Source organism: Paenibacillus sp. FSL R5-0475, assembly GCF_038004585.1.
In the GTDB taxonomy this organism is placed as follows: Bacteria; Bacillota; Bacilli; order Paenibacillales; family Paenibacillaceae; genus Paenibacillus_AQ.
In genome coordinates this window covers 1,406,983-1,424,549 of the sequence record NZ_JBBORK010000001.1, presented here as the reverse complement: position 1 = coordinate 1,424,549, position 17,567 = coordinate 1,406,983, and the positions used below count along the sequence as shown (strand labels likewise).

General features: G+C 44.4%; 20 protein-coding genes. 9 read left to right on the top strand and 11 right to left on the bottom strand.

The window, feature by feature from the left end; genetic code table 11:
- Positions 1–74 precede the first annotated feature (74 nt).
- The 3 genes from MKX41_RS06210 to MKX41_RS06200 all read right to left on the bottom strand — a co-directional run bounded on the left by MKX41_RS06210 (position 75) and on the right by MKX41_RS06200 (position 2,377).
- Positions 75–359 carry a holin gene (locus tag MKX41_RS06210; protein WP_339247685.1) on the bottom strand — a complete coding sequence of 95 codons (285 nt, stop codon included), beginning with the start codon at positions 357–359 and terminating at the stop codon, positions 75–77.
- 20 nt (positions 360–379) lie between these two features.
- Positions 380–1,189, bottom strand: a complete 810-nt coding sequence (locus MKX41_RS06205) for a glycoside hydrolase family 73 protein (protein ID WP_340969137.1) — start codon at positions 1,187–1,189, stop codon at positions 380–382.
- 579 nt (positions 1,190–1,768) lie between these two features.
- Positions 1,769–2,377, bottom strand: coding sequence for a pentapeptide repeat-containing protein (locus tag MKX41_RS06200; RefSeq protein ID WP_076298872.1), 609 nt, complete (start codon positions 2,375–2,377; stop codon positions 1,769–1,771).
- A gap of 123 nt (positions 2,378–2,500) precedes the next feature.
- On the opposite strand from MKX41_RS06200, the gene MKX41_RS06195 reads away from it, so the two are divergent.
- Entirely contained in the window at positions 2,501–2,881 is a 381-nt protein-coding gene (locus MKX41_RS06195; RefSeq protein ID WP_042187677.1) for a PilZ domain-containing protein, read from the top strand.
- Between the two features lie 114 nt (positions 2,882–2,995).
- Here the strand turns inward: MKX41_RS06195 and MKX41_RS06190 are convergent, their stop codons facing one another.
- From MKX41_RS06190 to MKX41_RS06170, 5 genes are read right to left on the bottom strand one after another with little or no spacing between them, the layout of a single operon-like run.
- Positions 2,996–3,724 (bottom strand): hypothetical protein, encoded by a 729-nt coding sequence (locus MKX41_RS06190; RefSeq protein WP_042187675.1) that lies wholly within the window; start codon positions 3,722–3,724, stop codon positions 2,996–2,998.
- Positions 3,718–4,419 carry an ABC transporter ATP-binding protein gene (locus MKX41_RS06185; RefSeq protein WP_197071286.1) on the bottom strand — a complete coding sequence of 234 codons (702 nt, stop codon included), beginning with the start codon at positions 4,417–4,419 and terminating at the stop codon, positions 3,718–3,720. Before MKX41_RS06185 ends, MKX41_RS06190 begins: the two co-directional genes overlap by 7 nt.
- A 13-nt stretch (positions 4,420–4,432) precedes the next feature.
- On the bottom strand, positions 4,433–4,807 hold the full coding sequence (locus MKX41_RS06180) for a GntR family transcriptional regulator (RefSeq protein ID WP_042187671.1): 375 nt from the start codon (positions 4,805–4,807) through the stop codon (positions 4,433–4,435).
- Between the two features lie 2 nt (positions 4,808–4,809).
- Positions 4,810–5,556 (bottom strand): ABC transporter permease, encoded by a 747-nt coding sequence (locus tag MKX41_RS06175; protein ID WP_340969130.1) that lies wholly within the window; start codon positions 5,554–5,556, stop codon positions 4,810–4,812.
- Positions 5,549–6,505, bottom strand: a complete 957-nt coding sequence (locus MKX41_RS06170; RefSeq protein ID WP_340969128.1) for an ABC transporter ATP-binding protein — start codon at positions 6,503–6,505, stop codon at positions 5,549–5,551. The genes MKX41_RS06175 and MKX41_RS06170 overlap by 8 nt, the downstream gene beginning before the upstream one ends.
- 213 nt (positions 6,506–6,718) lie before the next feature.
- On the opposite strand from MKX41_RS06170, the gene MKX41_RS06165 reads away from it, so the two are divergent.
- The 3 genes from MKX41_RS06165 (at position 6,719) to MKX41_RS06155 (ending at position 8,528) form a co-directional block, all read left to right on the top strand.
- Positions 6,719–7,090 (top strand): hypothetical protein, encoded by a 372-nt coding sequence (locus MKX41_RS06165; RefSeq protein ID WP_076282789.1) that lies wholly within the window; start codon positions 6,719–6,721, stop codon positions 7,088–7,090.
- Positions 7,091–7,220: 130 nt separating this feature from the next.
- Positions 7,221–7,592, top strand: a complete 372-nt coding sequence (locus MKX41_RS06160) for a hypothetical protein (protein WP_076282790.1) — start codon at positions 7,221–7,223, stop codon at positions 7,590–7,592.
- A gap of 99 nt (positions 7,593–7,691) precedes the next feature.
- Positions 7,692–8,528, top strand: coding sequence for a sulfurtransferase (locus MKX41_RS06155; protein ID WP_340969125.1), 837 nt, complete (start codon positions 7,692–7,694; stop codon positions 8,526–8,528).
- 620 nt (positions 8,529–9,148) lie between these two features.
- Here the strand turns inward: MKX41_RS06155 and MKX41_RS06150 are convergent.
- Positions 9,149–9,289, bottom strand: coding sequence for a hypothetical protein (locus MKX41_RS06150; RefSeq protein WP_340969123.1), 141 nt, complete (start codon positions 9,287–9,289; stop codon positions 9,149–9,151).
- Between the two features lie 76 nt (positions 9,290–9,365).
- Positions 9,366–10,049 (bottom strand): hypothetical protein, encoded by a 684-nt coding sequence (locus MKX41_RS06145; protein WP_340969121.1) that lies wholly within the window; start codon positions 10,047–10,049, stop codon positions 9,366–9,368.
- Between the two features lie 677 nt (positions 10,050–10,726).
- Between MKX41_RS06145 and MKX41_RS06140 the strand changes: the two genes are divergently transcribed.
- The 5 genes from MKX41_RS06140 to MKX41_RS06120 all read left to right on the top strand — a co-directional run bounded on the left by MKX41_RS06140 (position 10,727) and on the right by MKX41_RS06120 (position 17,353).
- The gene (locus MKX41_RS06140; RefSeq protein ID WP_042187657.1) at positions 10,727–10,984 is read left to right on the top strand and encodes a hypothetical protein; all 258 of its coding nucleotides are present in this window, start codon (positions 10,727–10,729) and stop codon (positions 10,982–10,984) included.
- 503 nt (positions 10,985–11,487) lie between these two features.
- The gene (locus MKX41_RS06135) at positions 11,488–12,147 is read left to right on the top strand and encodes a response regulator transcription factor (protein ID WP_149644295.1); all 660 of its coding nucleotides are present in this window, start codon (positions 11,488–11,490) and stop codon (positions 12,145–12,147) included.
- Positions 12,148–12,149: 2 nt separating this feature from the next.
- Positions 12,150–13,553: a sensor histidine kinase gene (locus MKX41_RS06130; RefSeq protein ID WP_340969117.1), complete on the top strand. Its 1,404-nt coding sequence runs from the start codon at positions 12,150–12,152 to the stop codon at positions 13,551–13,553.
- A 61-nt stretch (positions 13,554–13,614) separates the two neighbouring features.
- A complete protein-coding gene (locus MKX41_RS06125) occupies positions 13,615–14,697 on the top strand; it encodes a hypothetical protein (RefSeq protein ID WP_076282796.1) in 1,083 nt (360 codons plus the stop codon).
- 379 nt (positions 14,698–15,076) lie between these two features.
- Positions 15,077–17,353: a preprotein translocase subunit SecA gene (locus MKX41_RS06120; RefSeq protein ID WP_340969115.1), complete on the top strand. Its 2,277-nt coding sequence runs from the start codon at positions 15,077–15,079 to the stop codon at positions 17,351–17,353.
- Positions 17,354–17,376: 23 nt separating this feature from the next.
- Here the strand turns inward: MKX41_RS06120 and MKX41_RS06115 are convergent, their stop codons facing one another.
- Positions 17,377–17,562: a hypothetical protein gene (locus tag MKX41_RS06115; protein WP_042187647.1), complete on the bottom strand. Its 186-nt coding sequence runs from the start codon at positions 17,560–17,562 to the stop codon at positions 17,377–17,379.
- Positions 17,563–17,567: the final 5 nt, after the last annotated feature.

Genomic DNA, 17,567 nt, shown 5'->3' with positions numbered 1-17,567 from the left:
TTAGGGTTCTCGATAGATTGCATAGTCACAATACCTGTATAAAACGATTGTTTTATATAACTGATAGGCCGAGTCTATTTATCATCTGTTTTGGTTCCATCCCTTTTGTTAAAAGCAAGCTCAAATAACCCCGTCGCCGAAAGTCCTGCTAGCCCTCCAGCCCATAGCCGCAGGATCAGATTCATATCAGTGAACGGATAGGCCACTGCTCCAACCAGCAAGCCAATAGCTAATCCAACAACCGGTACAATATTCCGCGGAAGCCGCACGCTATTCTTCACAAGTTGTACAAGTGCCATTACGAAAACAGCCAGCACGGAAGCAAAGGCAAGCACACTGTTGAGAGCATCATTATACATGGTGTTTAATCCTCCTTATTTCATTTTCCACTACCAGAAGCAAGTAAGCCTGCACGGTTCAGCACTGTTATTATGCGATAGAAGTCATAACTGCCACCTGACGGTGTATCTAGCAGCCCTGCAGCACTGGCTGCCTTTACTGCCGCTTCAGCCCATGGGGGTACATTCATCACTGCTCGGTCTTCAATTAAAGTCACACGATCTGAAAGCTTAGTAATCGACTGACCTTGTTCCTGCATACCTGTTTTTAGCGTATCCTTGCTATCCGTAAGGCTCACAATAAGAGCACGCAATTCTTTTATTTCCGTTTCCAGACTAGCCAGCCTTTGTTTATCCTCTGCCGACATTTCGTCATCACCTTCCTTGGCTTCATCATCATACTTATACAGATTGTAGGTATTCATGATTTGGATTAGCTTTGCTGCATAGTTTGGGTCGGTAGCATAACCAGCGGCAGCAATCTCTTGTGCGGCTACCTTGCCACTAGCACCAAGCACTTTGCTGTAAAGATTACGATTCCAAGAAACACCATTCACAATCAACGCGGAATGATCCGCAACAGATTCTCCCCAGTTGTTATAGGCCCGAAAAAGAGCTTCTACTTTAACAGCTTTACCATTAACATATTCAGTAGTTTGCACAGTAATACTACCGGCTGGTCCGCTACCTTTAATCCCAAACAAATTGTTGGCCTTAACAGTCAATCCGCTGCTGCCAAAGCCCGATTCCAGCGCCGCTTGAGCTATCGTTAGCGATGCTGGAACCTTGCTGATCTGCATGTCCTTCACAGCAAAATTTGCGATCTTCGCAATAAACTCGGTCTCCGTCATTTCATCACTTCCTCTCCTTTTATTAAATGCTGAGCATAATGAAATGCTTGTGCATATCCCTACTAATAGAGCGTCATTGCTAGATTCCATTCAAAATAAACGTCAAAACACGCGCCCAAAGAGCGCGTGTTAGTATTTGATAATTCGAATGTGACATAAGTAGCTGAAAAGAATTAAATGAAGCATGCAACTAACATAGGGCTATTGGTCCTGCTCACATGAGCAATTTACTTCTCGTAGATTCATAATATGTAATTATAAGTAAAATTGTCTTGAAGTTTCATTAAAACTAGCGTAACATATAGTATTAATTGACTATATAGGAGGGTCTAATAGACTATGCCTTCATATTACTTTAGAGAACTATGGACACCCTTACGCTGGGTAGGCATTAAATTTTTCCGTGATGACGAAGGTTTTCTTTGGATTAAATGGTGGGCCAAACCCAGAAAAAGACTGCGTTAACCGTTAAGCAAGCAAATATACATAAGAAGTTTCATACAATGTGCATATGTATTTCTTGATAACAATCTAAAGGGGCATCAACCGCTACAACATTAGCAGCTGATGCCCCTATTCCTAGTTCCCTACCTTAGCCCCAAAAGAGCGTGCTAACAGTACAGCCTGATCTATATCCATACGAACACCTTGCAGATCCAAACTTTTCAAATCAATTCCTTCAACAATAGCATCCCGTAGGTCAGCCCCCTTAAGCTTGCATTGAGACAGCTGTACACGGCTCAGATCAGCCCCTCGAAGATCACTTTTTTGCAAATTACAACCCATTAGATCGGCCTCAGTAAATCGAATCCCGCGCAGATCCTGTCTGCTAAGATTGGTATGTCTCAGGTTCGTGTAGGACCAGTCCCCGCCGATAAGTGTGATCCCGTCCAAATAAGCATTTGAGAAATCAGAGCCTACCATTTTACAATCTTCAAATTTCGATACGAACAGATTCGCACCCGTGAACTTACAGTTAGTAAAAGCCGAGCCTTTATGGTGTGATGCATTGAGCATGGCTCCAGTAAAATCGCAATCTATAAATCGGCAGCCGATGGAAGTCATCTCTTCCATAGAGCTTCCCTTGAAGGAACACTGCTCAAATGTACAGTTATTTAGTTCCCCGTCCTGTAGACTTCCTTGGTCAAAATTGTGTTTTTGGAACGTTTCATTAAGGTATTGGTACATGTTAAGTCTCATCACCTTCATTAGGATTAAATAAATTTATTCTTATTAAAAATAGCACTTTAGTAGATTGTTCTCAACAATCTCTTTCGATATAATTGCAAATAAACGATATGGAGGGAAATTATGGATGTGTCCAGCAGGAAAGAACCATTTCGCTATGTAATGAACCAGCCGCTTGAATGCTGGATTGAAGTTCCAATAAGTAGTAGCGGTCCGGGTGCCGGAAAGCTAACAGAAGCTGTGTTGCTCGATCTTAGCCGATCTGGCTGCAAAGTGCGCACCCCCCTGAATCTTCGATTCACGGCGGGCGATACAAAGCTAGTAATTCATCTTCAATTAAACGAAGAAAAGCTTCAACTCGTGGGCAGCGTCCGTTGGGGCTGGATGTTCGGACTCGGCCAATACCAATATGGAGTTAAACTTAAATTGAACGAGGACGAAGAAGAACAGCTACATAGAGAACTCGATATATGGACAGCCTCTCTAAATGTAGAGGGCCTGTAGAATTCTACATAACAGATGCCCTTCTCATGGAAGGGCGTCTTTTTTTTTGCATAAAAACGAAGACAAAGCTAATCGCTCTGCCTCCGTTCTAAAAAGCGTTATTTCACCGTGTACCTAGGACTCCACTCTTTTTTTAACGAGCTTAACAATAGCAAATACTAGAATCGTAATAATCACAGCTTCGAACAGGGTAGGAAGTAAGCCAAGAACATACTGAGAGATCTCAATATCATTTAATTTAGCGGCCTCATCCGTCACTTCAAATCGAAAAGCTCTTTCCAAAGTGATATTTTTATGATCGAACATCGATGACTCTAATAAAGAAATTATATACTGTATTACAAAAAAAACGGCTATCCCAATCCATACTCTTCCTTTCACTCTCACACTCATTGCAACGGTCATGGAGAACATCACGAGCAACATAGAGTAGGCGGAAGCCCAAAAGACAATTAGCACTGTATATGCGGAAATCAGCCAAAATTTTTCCGGTAAAAACGAAGTTGAAAACATCATAATATCTACTGCTAAATGAATATAAGCGACTAGAAATAAACCGAGTAACGACCCTAAAAACAGCATTACTGGTGAGAGAACGGTATACAGGACTGGTACTGGCACAAGCCTCCGATTGAATAATCTCAGGTTCTGACCGAAGGTGCGCAGACTAAAAAAGAGAAGCACTACACCTGCTACTGCATAGGAAGTGATGTTCATCATGAACATATCTTGATCTGATTGAACAGTAAATCCTATCACAAACTGCACAAGAATGGTGATTACAAAAACAGCAAGAAACTTATCCCTATCTCGTCTAAAATCATACTTCACTAGCTTTAGCATTCTGCGTACACCTCTCTGAACAGTTCGTCTATGCTTTTACCTTGGCGCAGCCGGATATCTTCTACCGCCGTATGCATCACAATTTCTCCCTCTTTTATAAAAATCACATCATCAAAGATCCGCTCGATATCCGATACTAAATGAGTAGAAAGGAGAATGGTGCTGTCCTCTTCATAAAACTCTACTAACGCGTTAAGAATTTTAGTTCTAGCTACTGGATCAACACCACCGATTGGCTCATCCAGTAAATACAGGCTAGCTCGACGTGATAAAGCAAGTGTAAGCTGTAGACGTTCATTCATCCCTTTGGACAAATCCTTCACCTTATCTTGAGCTCTTAGCTTCATAAACTCCAACATTCGAGAAGCCTTAGTCTGATCAAAATCCGGATAGAAATCACTTTGGAACTTTAGAGCATCCTTAACATTCATCCAGGATTCTGTAAGCGGCTTATCGGGCATAAATGACACTACTGCTTTACTATCTAAGCCTACAGCCCCTCCAATAATGGATACACGACCGGAAGTAGGCTGTGTCAGCCCGGCGATGATTTTCATTAGTGTACTTTTACCGCTGCCGTTACTGCCCAGCAGTCCCGTGATTTTACCCGCACTCAGATTAAAGGATACTCCGCGGAGGGCATGCTTGGATCTATATTTTTTTGTAACGTCATGAATCTCAAGTATATTTTCCAACTTGCTTCCCCCCCTATTCTCCATCCTTGTTTCGGATACTCTCTGCTACTGCCGCTAAAATATCTTCACCTTGAAAACCAAGGTCCTGCATGCCACGAATGAAACGATCTAGTACATCTTTTGCCATTTCTTTTTTGATGGTTAAAATAGTACCTTCATTACTAGTGACGTATCTTCCCATTCCACGCCGGGTCTCCACGATTTCTTCACGCTCCAGTTCCTGAAAGGTTCTTTGTACTGTATTCGGATTAATCTGCAGTTCATTGGCAAGCTCTCGTACCGAGAGAATTTTATCTCCTGGTTTTAACTTACCTGTGACGATTTCTCCTTTGATGTAATTCATGATCTGAATATAAATCGGCAGGTTGTTATCGAATTCGATTGTCATGATTAAGCAACATCCCTTCGTCTAAAGACGGAGAAGCCTATGAGTAGAAAGACAGCTGTGTATAAAACTAGCATTACTATGGAAAAGGTCAGCGTCATTCCAGGCATAGGTGCTCCTCCACCTTCATAAGCAGCTAAATTTAGGTTGGGGAATAATACATATTTATAAAATTCACGAAAAATAACCAATTTATCTATCATCAGCATAAACATTGTAGCACCAATTGTAACACCCGTAGATGTTGTCAAAATCCCGATCATAAAAGCAAGTGTTGTATATACAACTGTACTAACTGAGTTATACATTATACTGGTTAACATCTCACGAATACCAGCCTCACCACCACTCAAACCAAACCATAAAGCTCCTGATGAAAAAACCGCCACCATGCCGACAACTGCCACTGAGAACGCGTAAATCAACACAACAGCATATTTGGACGCAAGTATTGCTGTACGACTTCTCGCACGGATTAGAAGGAATTTGATGGTGCCCTGACTATACTCTTTTGAGACAATACCCGCTGTTCCGATGATTGCGAGAATGGTAATCACTTGCCCAATCCCTTGTGAAAGCATCATCATTGCTGAAAAGTCATAAGCTGATCCAAACATATCAGGTGAGGCAGAATGAACAATATAACCTAATAGCATGGATATTAGAATTAATATCAGGTAAGGTACAAAAAACGTACGTTTCTTCGAGAGCTTGAGCCATTCATTAACAACCAAATTATTAAAGCTACGCAATTCGGTTTCCTCCTGTCCATTTCAAGAAATCTTCCTCTAAGCTTTGTTTATTCTCTGCAATCCGGTAAATACCTACCCCTTTATTACTGAAAGTCGACACTAGTTCCGGCACTTTACTGTCATGCAGATTTATTGTCACCTCAGAACGAGCACTATCCATAGACAATAGCTCTGCGTATTCTAGACCTTCCAAGATGTTAATTGCTGATTCTACTGAGCCTACACGAATGGTTAGTTTCACATCTGCAGCTGTCTCCTGCTCCCCACCAATCGCTGTAACGGTCACTAATTTGCCGTTCTGAATCACGATGGCCCGGTGACAAATTTGTTCAATTTCAGTCAGTAAGTGGCTGGATATTAGAATAGAAATCCCTTCAACCTCAGCAATCCTACGCATATAATCACGCATTTCTCGTATGCCTGCTGGGTCAAGACCGTTCGTAGGTTCATCTAGAATCAATAACTTTGGTCGGTTCAGTAACGCCTGAGCAATCCCAAGACGTTGACGCATACCAAGCGAATAGGCCTTCACTTTCTTATTCATCGCTTCCTGAAGTCCTACCAATTCCACAACCTCATCAATTCTTCCAGCCTCAATATTATCTGTCATTCTCTGGTATTGCTTTAGATTATCAAGCCCTGTCATATACGGATAGAACTCTGGATTTTCAATAATCGCTCCAATATGTCCAATAGCTTTATTAAAATCACTCTTAACACTGTGACCTTGAACGATCACATCGCCTTCACTCATCCGTATAAGACCCGTCATCATCCGGATCGTTGTTGTCTTCCCTGCACCATTGGGTCCCAATAGCCCAACAATTTCTCCCTTACGGATATCAAATGTCAACTTATCCACAATGGATTTCCCTTTAATGATCTTGCTTACCCCATTCATTTGCAGCACGATTGAATCCTGCATGCGTTCATCACTTCCCTGCTTCATGGTAATCCTCCCTGCCATCTTTTGTATTATTGATGAGTTTGTTTTAATGTGTCGGTGTTATAGTTGAATAGTACACTAATATATTATTAATGTAAAGCCCGAAATTATGGATTACGCAAAATAAGGGCTTTCTATTAGACTATCTGCCAAACCAAAAATTGAAATGAACATAGATTAGATTACAAAGGAGGAATGACAAAGGAGGAATGACAAATGAAAAAAGAAGTTCATGTATCCCAGACTTATCCACGCTTAACTGTTTACGATGAAGAAAACTTTAGGGGTAACAGTAGAATCTATACTGGCAACCTAGGCATTCGTAATACGGACAACATCCTCGATGGTATTGAGAGTCTTCGTTTCTTCTCTACCAGCAGCAACGCAACACTGGTACTGTTCACAAGAACTAGGTTTAGAGGGAACTTCCGCGTACTCCGTGGAAACCGCAGCATCCGTGATTTGGACGATTTCATTTCCGGTAATGATGTGGAATCGATTATTTCAACTAATCAAAGATTAACTCTCGAACAGATTCGCAATATCCGCAGCAGCGGCACTTTGCCTGCGGGATATCGCCTGATCTAACATTTCCATTCAACAAGAAAGGAGCAATCTGGTGCTAGAGCCCAGGTTACTCCTTTTTCCCAAGTGATCTTCTGAGGTCAAATAGTTATTAGATTTACCTGCTAAGTCAATCCACAAGGAGAGATGAAATATGGTAACCATAAAAGCAGCGTCCGTAATCTATCCCAGATTAAGAGTATATAGTGAGGAGAACTTTCGTGGGCTCCGCAGAACCTATCGCGGCAACCTAGGCATTGCAGATATTGATGCAGTCCTTACTGGAATAGAAAGCTTACGCTTTTTCTCCACGAATCCGAACGCTACGCTTGTGTTGTTCGATCGTTCTCGCTTCCGTGACAATTTCGTAATTCTGCGTGGTAACCGCAGCATTCGCGAACTAGATGACTTTCTCCGTAGAGGAGATGTCGAATCGCTCATTTCAAGCAATCAGCGGCTGACTCCGGCACAGGTTCGCGCCATACAGCGCACTGGTAGCTTGCCTTCAGGATATCGTTTGATCTAATTACTTGAGGACGCAGTTTAAGCTATAAGCTTAAGGTGCGTCCTCATTTATTTTCCGCTATAATGACTCCATACATATTAATAGAAAGAAGGTATCCTTATGGAACCAATCGTTTCTACCCGATGGCTGCTTGCTCGGTTATACGAACCTGAACTTGTTATAGTCGATTGCCGTTTTTTACTTACGGATCCGGAAGCTGGGCGTAAAGCCTATACGGAAGATCATATTCCCGGCGCAATCTATTTTCATCTAGAAGAACAACTCTCCGCTCCAGTAAGCGCACACGGTGGACGCCACCCACTGCCTGAGATCTCGAAGCTAACCACCGTTCTTAGCAAGGTTGGCATTAACAGAGATAGTATTGTCGTTGCTTATGATGATCAAGGTGGTGCCTACGCTTCCCGTCTGTGGTGGATGCTTAAATATTTGGGACATGAACGTGTGTTTGTAATGGATGAAGGCTACTCTGCTTGGAAAAAAGCATCCTTCCCCGTCAGTGATCATCAAGCGGTTAGGATTCCTAGCCAGTATGAAGCAGATGTTCAGAAGAAGATGCTTGTTAGCATGGAAGATGTGCAAAATGTAGTTAACGACGGTGGCGCACTATTGATTGATTCCCGCGAGTCCCGTCGCTATGAAGGGCTGGAAGAATCGATTGATCCGAAGGCAGGTCATATTCCTGGGGCAATCAATAAGTTCTGGAAAGAAGTGCTGGATGAGCAAGGACGCTGGAAATCAACTGAGGTGCTGAAAGAGCATTATGAGGAAATTGATCCTGAGCAAGAGATTATCGTGTACTGTGGTTCAGGTGTAAGTGCTTGCCCGAATGTGCTCGCGCTCGGAAAAGCTGGGTATAGGAATGTGAAATTGTATGCGGGTAGTTGGAGTGATTGGATTTCTTATGAGGAGAATCCGGTGGCGATAGGAGAAGAATAGAATAAAGAACCTGCGGCGCGGATTCTTGTGATTCCCTGGAAATCAGAGGCCCGATTTACCAGACTGGAAAAATATCGTGTTCGATTTTTCGCATACATTTGGCTCGTTTATGGTACCGGTGGCACATGTATGCGATTTTTCGCATACATTTGGCTTGTTTACCTACCGTCGGCACAATGTGTTCGGTTTTTCGCATACATTTGCCTCGTTCAGCTTGCCCGTGGCACATTGTGTTCGGTTTTTCGCATACATTTGGCTCGTTTACCTACCGTAGACACATTGTAATCGATTTTTCGCATACATTTGCCTCGTTTAGCTTGCCCGTGGCACATTGTATTCGATTTTTCGAATACATTTGGCTCGTTTACCTACCGTTGGCACATTATGTTCGGTTTTTCGCATACATTTGCCTCGTTTACCTACCGTTGGCACATTGTATTCGATTTTTCGCATACATTTGGCTCGTTTATGGTACCGTTGGCACATGTATGCGGTTTTTCGCATACATTTGGCTCGTTCAACTTGGCAGTGGCACATTGTATTCGGTTTTCCGCATACATTTTCTTCGTTTACCTACCGTCGGCACATTGTGTTCGATTTTTCGCATACATTTAACTCATTCAGCTTGCCGGTGGCACATTGTAATCGATTTTTCGCATACATTTGCCTCGTTTACCTACCGTCGGCACATTGTGTTCGGTTTTTCGCATACATTTGGCTCGTTTACCTACCGTCGGCACATTGTATTCGATTTTTCGCATACATTTGGCTCGTTCAGCCTACCGACGGCACATTGTATTCGATTTTTCATTCACATTCTCACGACGGACTTCATCTTCAAACCAAATCTGGACTTTGTAGCGTACCAATATATTCATAGTAAATGATCCGCTGAGATGAACCTCTTGCTACCGGGCGAAATTTACCTTTATCCACCAGCTGACGGCAGTATTTAATGATCGTCATCGTGTGCAATTCCAGTTCTCTCGCGGCATCAGCCGGGCGAAGGACTCGATGGTGCCGGATGGCTGCCCGCATCAGATCGCGCTCGATTCTGGAATAGGCTCTCTCAGCGGTTGTCTTCGCAGACTTTTCTGCTAACAAATAAGAAAAGAGAATGTTCCGCAGCGCGGAGAGAATGAAGGATGGATTTTCTTTTAACTCATCCAGTGAGATATAGAGCACCGTGCAGTCTTGAGACTGTAGAAAAAGCCCGCGGTTCAAGTCCATCCGGTATTTGCTACGATCCGTTCCATGTGAGCCATAGTCCATGATCTCAAATGCAATACGCGAGGCTCCGATCTCCCACAAAATATCCACAAAATAGGATCTGCCGCGCCAGTCCTTAACTTCATATTCTGGGTGTAATCCGTGAAAATGTCCGGCTAGAGGCCACCACACCCGCTCGACAAACAAGCGGTTTCCGTAACCATGACCGCGTTTAAGTGCATCGAGCCGCTCTCCCTTCCTTTGTTTAAGATGATTACATAACCATTCATTATGCTCCCTCTCGAAACCCATTACCTATCCCCTCGCTCTGCAACGAAATATGTTTTTAATCATACAAAACCCCGCCTCTATTCCAAAAGGAAAGGAGACGGGGCATTCTTTGCCTCGTTTGGTTTTATCTATACATAGTGTGCCACATTATCATTAGAATGCACAATAGGAAATTGGCAGGATCATTCAAAATAAACTCCTCTTTTCTTTTAATATTTTCACTATTAATATATTTTCACATGGCATATTTTTTCTTTTCTATTTTTGGGTTTACTTTCCATTTCAATCAACTGCCCGCCCGGGGTAATATCGCTGGAGAAGGCCGGATATACGAATATACAACGGTATGTAGTAAGTTAGAGTGATTGGGTTTTGTATGGGGATTACGATCGTTCTTGAGGAAGATTAAAGTTAAAAGCGCGTGCTTGATATCTGGTTAAACGATTATATGAAAGAGAAGCAACTGTCAGCATACCGGAGTATCCGGCCGCACTTCTGCGAAACGGTCCGCTGAGGACTCCCGTTCCATTCTAAGTAGTGCTCACCCTATCTGAGGACGGTTGGTCCGCGTTGGGTTCGACCAGGATTTTCTGTATAATGGTAAACGTTACGTCGGATGTGATGTTAAACGCACGAAATGACAAGTAAAGAAAGTCCATCCGGCGTTTGAAACCATGAACCGGAAAGGATGAAGTAAATTGAGTTATACGGAACTGCTGGAACGGAAGAGCGAAATCTTGAAGAAAACGGTCGAGAACTGGGTTTTGAAAGAAAATCGCGACGGACTGAACCTTCAAGAGGCTCATATTTACCAGAATATACTCAAGGAATTTCATCAGAACGAACATGAACTGAATGGGGTACGAGACGAGGAAGCAGTTAAGCGTCAGGACAACGGGTCCACGGAAAAAGAAGACACTGTAACAGCTCGCAAACATGAGGCGCAAACGGCTTGATCTCAGAAGACGTACGCGTAAGAATATGAGAGGCTGCCCAGGAAGTTTGGGCAGCTTTTTACGTACAATCAATTCGCTGCCGGCCTCCGAAGCAAACGCTCTAAAATCCAGACGTTCGTATAATCCAGCAACCGGAGGATATCGCTATATGACGTTAACCTTTTCTGTGCCAAGTATAAATTAGAGTACAGAGCTAACTCCTGTGCGTCACGACTGCCAGTATGTGCTGGCGGTGCTGGAGGTGGCCCGTATACCTCACTCTGGAGTTTCTCAGATGTATTCGATATCAACAATTTATATTTGTAAATATTTTCATGATAGATGGAAGACCAATACAAAAGTTTGTACTGTTAAGGTAACAGTTCAGCACATAATTTTCTATTCTATTAGGTATTATCGCCTGATGAAACTATCAACCTTCTGGACAATCCTTCCTCTAGTTGTATATAGTGTATAACGAAAGTGGCACTTAGTGAGCAAGGTACCAGGAGGAGAAATACGAAATGGCAAATATATTGGTAGTAGAAGATGAACGAGCGATTAATGATTTAATTACAATGAATCTCAAGCTGGTTGGACATACATATAGCAAGGCTTACCGTGGACCGGAGGTTTTCGAAATTCTGGAGCGTGAAAAGACTGATTTGATTCTGCTGGATGTTATGCTTCCGGAATTGGATGGTTTTGAGGTGATGCAGCGGATTGCACATTTGCAGGTTCCAGTGATTTTGATCACCGCCAAGAATTCTTTGGCTGACCGCATTAAAGGCTTCGAGCTGGGCGCGGATGATTATATCATTAAACCCTTTGAAATTCTTGAATTACTGGCAAGAATCAATGTAGTCCTGCGCAGGGGTGAAAAAGGCACTTCCAGCTTCATTTGCGATAATGTTGAGGTGCGTTACCTGGAACGGCAAGTTTTAGTAGATCAGACACCGGTTGATTTGACCGTTAGAGAATTCGAGCTGCTTGAGGTGTTAATTCGTAACCGGAATATTGCATTGTCGAGGGAAAAGCTGCTGGAATTGGCGTGGGGCTATGATTTTGAGGGCGACACCCGCACCGTGGATGTTCACATCCGGCAGCTACGTAAAAAGCTGGGCTGGGAAGAACGGATCAAAACCATTTTCAAGCTAGGCTACCGCCTGGAAGTTCAGAGCTAATCATGAGATTCTGGCATAAGATTCTGCTGTCGGTACTTGCTCTCTTTATTGCTGCTCTGGATGTAAGTGTCATTATGGTGATGAAAAAAAGCTGGCAGCTAAACATGGACAGTGAAATGCAGAGAGCATCCAGTGAGCAATTGTTAATCGCCAACAATATTTATGAGAACCTTAATTCTATTCAAGCACGGGGAACGGCATTGACCCCTATTCTACTGGCCAGCGTCTCTGAGTCCTATGGAGATTACTACCGTAAGCAGGGAATCTATTTACAGCTATGGGAGAACGACCGAATGATTTACCCTCCCCAAAAAGGACAATTCGGGAAATCTAATTTAGGAAAAGGCGATCAGCCTGTATCCTCAGACGAACGCTCTATTCAGCTCTCCACTCAGCTTCCTGCTCCTTACCAGCATTTGCTGCTTGTCTATCAGCGTGATATCAGTGAGCTCTTCAACAAGCAACAGGAACTGAACCGCTTTTTTGTAATGATTAACTGGATCGTGGGACCCGTTCTGCTGTTACTTCTTTATCTTCTAATCCGGCATCTAAGCAAGCCGCTAAAGCTCCTGTCAGAGACCAGCAAAACGATCGCCGAAGGCGACTATACGAAACGGGTGCAGCTGCGCAGCAAAGATGAATTTGGCGAACTGGCCTTGAACTTCAACCGGATGGCGGAGGCCGTGGAACAGAGGGTTACCGAACTCTCGGACATGGCTGAAGAGAAACAAAGGATGGTGGATAATTTGGCCCACGAGTTGCGCACGCCTTTGACCAGCATGCAGGGGTTCGCCGAGTTTCTGACCACGGCCAATATTGGACAGGAAGAACAGCAAACTGCAGGCGGCTATATTCTTAGTGAAACCCTTCGTCTCAAGAATCTGGCCTTCAAGCTGCTGGATTTGTCTGTCCTCCGGCATCAGCCGTTGGCACTTCAGCAGGTGGATATTTCGGAACTATTTCAAGCTGTCCAACAGACGGAGCACCCAAAATTGACGGATGCTGGCATAAGATTTCATGTCCAACATACGATTTCAAATGTCTGGGGAGATCCCGATTTACTAGCTTCATTATTGGTAAATCTGGTTGAGAATGCGATTCATGCCTCCAAGCAAGGCAGCGAAATCCACATGCTGGCCTATGAGCTGGATGGAGAAGCCGTGCTAGAAATCCGTGATACGGGAACCGGAATCACCGCAGAGATGGCTAAACGTGTGTTTGAACCTTTCTATCGGGGAGACCAGGCTCGTTCACGTGAATATGGCGGCGCTGGCCTAGGATTATCCTTATGTCGGCAAATTGCTGAAGCGCATAAGGCCAGACTGTCCTTAAACTCTGTCCTCGGCGAGGGAACTAGCATCAGACTCTTTTTACAACTCTATAACAACTGCCCTCCTACTCTATAACATCTTTGGATTAAGGTTAGGAAGATTCATCATCATCCGATCCCAATGGAGGTTAAGTTAAATGAAGAACAACAAGATTTCCGCTACACTCGCTGTACTCTTGTTCTCTGGAAGCGTGCTGGCGGTGAGCGCAATGATTGTCCCAGGATTTGTGAACACCACCGCCGCCAAGAGCATTTCTGCAGTACAAGACTCGGGCAATCTAACCTTGAACAGCAGCAAGGCACCCGTACTAAAAGTAGAAGCAGAAGCTCCGGTATCTACTGTGAACAGAGATCTAGAGCAGCTGATGACCCAAGAAGAAATGCAGCAAATTTATGATTTTGCGGACAAGCCCAATAACGAAATTATCACCATCGGAAGGGAGATGACCGAGGATGAAATAAACCGGAGGCTGATATTGGAAGACCAGTATGTGTATGACGGCCTTCGTCCCAAGCAGCTGTTCCCGTTAAAATCGGGACAAGCGGAGTTTTATTTTGACTTGGAGAAAAACACGCTCAAGTATCCGAATCGGACATTGACTGACGAGGAACTGTTACAATATATTGACTGGTTCTACCGGGAGGCCTATGCCTTGTCCAAGCGGAATATTGTAACCCCTCCAGAAACAGGGAATTTGAGCCAGACCGACGCCGTTGCCATGGCCGCTTCAAGTGTGCGAAAAATATTCGGAGCTGACGTCTCCAAGCTTGAAGTAAAAGCAAGCCAAGGAGAATCCATGCTATCAAAGAAAAAGACCTGGATGGTAATATTCACCCCTTATAAAACCAACACCTTAAGAGGACAAGGTAAGGAATTTTGGCAATATACCGTAATTATTGATCCCTCCACCCGCACGGTAGTAGATACGACCGCAGCTAATTTTTCACTCACAAGAACCCCAATCAATGCTGAAGCTGCCATCGCTATCCAAAAGGATGCAACCTGGATTAACGAGGCTACAAAAATAGTTACAGACAGACAAGGAGAAACCCGGAGAATCGCCACGGCTTCCCTTACAGACACTGACGTAAATAATAAGCGCGGTATGGTAGCGGTCAAAATGTTGCTCGAAGACGGCAGCAGTTATACTGCAGAGTTACGCTACCCAGATCAGACTCTTCGGTGCCTCATCTATGAAGAAGCAGAAGCTGCTAAATAGGGATACTAAGGATGAACAAAGGGGAAATTGTATTTCAAATCGGTATAACCAGTTCTTGAAAAAGTTAAGGAGGCTACTGAATAAGAGTAAGAATTGCGAGGCATTTGGATAAGTGGTTTGTGGACTGAACTAGGTGATGAGTAAGATCCCTGTTCAGTCCTTTTTGGGTTCTTTTGCAAACAATCTGCAAACAAGAAGTCGAAGATGATAGTTGTAGTGTACCTAGAAGCATCTACGCTTTAATAGTCTCTATCCTTTGTCCAAATTGCATTTAATAGAATATTTTGGTAGATTGAATCCAGGAACTTGTTAACCGACTGATCAGCGCAAATATTGTTCAAAACTAAGCGTATTTCTACCGAGGGGAGATCAGATTTCTATGAATATAGCTGTCAAATTGATGCAAAAATTCAAAGACCGCGATACCCAGAATAAGCTGAAAGTTTATCAGGACAAAGTGCAGCTCATCAGAAAACGGAATTTGGAAGCATGGGACGATGGGAAGCTTCTAGCGGAATCCCTCCGGCTACAAAAAGAAGCAAAATCAGGTACACCTTTGGATGAGCTGCTTATCGCTGCTTATGCGTTAGTATGCGAGGCAGCGAAGAGAAAGCTTGGATTAAATCCTTACGATGTCCAGATCATGGCTGCCATCGCTCTGCACGAGAGATTCTTGATCGAGCAGCATACCGGTGAAGGAAAAACACTTTCTGCTGTTATGCCTGCATATCTAAATGCACTGACTGGCAAAGGCATTCATGTGCTGACTTTTAACGATTATTTAGCCAAACGGGATGCGGAATGGATGGGCCCGATCTATCGTTTTCTCGGATTAACGGTAAACTCGGTTCAAGCGGGCATGAGCCTGTCCGAGAAACAGGAAGCATACGCCAAGGATATAACCTATGTTACGGCCAAAGAAGCGGGATTCGATTACTTGCGCGACACAATTGCACTCAACGAAGCCGATACCGTGCATCGTCCTTTCCACTACGTCATCGTCGACGAAGCGGATTCGCTGCTTCTCGACGAAGCTCGGGTGCCGCTAGTCATCAGCGGTGATTCTCCCTCTTCCAGGAGCGACGGCTTTCGTTTCGCAGAAGTAGCTCGGCAGCTCAAGCGAGATGAGCATTACGACTTCGACGAGTTCCAGCGGAACGTTTACTTAAATGAAACAGGCGCTGCGCAAGCGGAATCGCTGCTGGGATGCGGCAATTTGTACGATAGCCATAACAGTCACTTGCTGACATCATTAAATTGCGCGTTGCATGCAGAATCGTTATTAAAGAAAGACGTCGATTACATCGTCCGGGACGGAAAAATCGAGCTGATCGAAGAATATACCGGCCGAGTGGCGGAGAACCGGTATTTGCCGGACGGGCTTCAAGCCGCGCTTACGGCAAAAGAAGGGCTGTACTCCATAGCCGGCGGGAAAATTCTCGGGACGATCACCATTCAACACTTCATCAGCCTGTATCCGCAGATTTGCGGAATGACGGCTACCGCTCATGCATCCGCAATGGACTTCGAAGATATTTATGCGCTGCAGGTGCTGCAAATTCCGCCGAACCGGCCAAACATCCGGATCGACCATCTGCACCGGATTTATACCCATAAAGAAGCCAAACTTATGGCACTCGTACAAGAAATCTCATCCGTCCATAGGACGGGACGTCCAATTCTCATTGGTACGTCAAGCGTCGAAGAGTCTGCCATACTGGCAGAGGCACTAGCGGTTGCTGGCGTACCTTGCCATGTTCTAAATGCGAAAAACGATGCGGAAGAGGCAAACATCATCGCCAAAGCGGGAGAAACCGGTGCAGTGACGGTGTCTACAAATATGGCGGGACGCGGGGTCGACATCCGGCTCGGCGGCGTCGACCCCGCGCAAGCGGAGGTAATCGCCAAGCTAGGCGGGTTGTACGTAATTGCCACCCATGTGAACGAAAGCGTGCGGATCGACGATCAGTTGCGCGGGCGTTCCGGACGCCAAGGCGACCCGGGAGCTTCCGTTTTTCATGTAAGCTTGGAGGACGAGTTACTGCTTCGCTTCGGCATCCATAAAGCTGTTCGCGCTCCCAGGCAGGATGAGGCTCTTGAAGAGTCGGGGCTCAGCAGCAAGATCACAAGTATTCAGCGGATTGTTATGGGCCAAAACTTCGATATCCACAAGGAACTGAACTGTTATTCGGATATGGTGGAGGATCAGAGGCGAATTCTATACGCGGAGCGGCTGCGAATTTTGAAAGGCGAGCAGCCGCTGAGCCCAGCGGAGCAGCGGGTACGGCTTTTTTATATCGACGAATTCTGGGCTGACCATCTTGCATACGTTTCTTACCTTCGTGAAGGCATTCACTTAGAGAGCCTTGCCAGCCGCAATCCAATCGATGAATTTCATGCGCAAATCACTGAAGCCTACGAGCAAATTCCTTCTAAAATAAATGTCGCGTTACAAAATATGCTTGAAAAGCTCGGAGGTTCAAATGATCCGGCAGAGTGGGAAAAGTTCGGTCTGAAAAGCCCTGCTTCCACCCGGACTTATATTATCAACGATCAATACCTACAGAGTAAGCGAACCTCATGGACCGGAACGACCGTATTTGCTTATTGGCTTCGCACGGTTGCGAGGCCGATATTCAAACTGTCAAAATATTGATGCAACGATGGGGCGGTTAGCCCCTACTCCTCTAGCTCATCCAGCTTCGCTTCCAATTCAGCCAGCTTGCGATTCGCTTGATCCAATATCTCCTGTTGTTCTGCGGTTTTTGCTCGTTTTATTTCTTTTTTGATGGCCATAATCTGCTGTTCCAAATAGAGAATTTCAGCTTCATTTCCTGCGTTGTTCCACATCTGTGAATAAGTCATTGTCG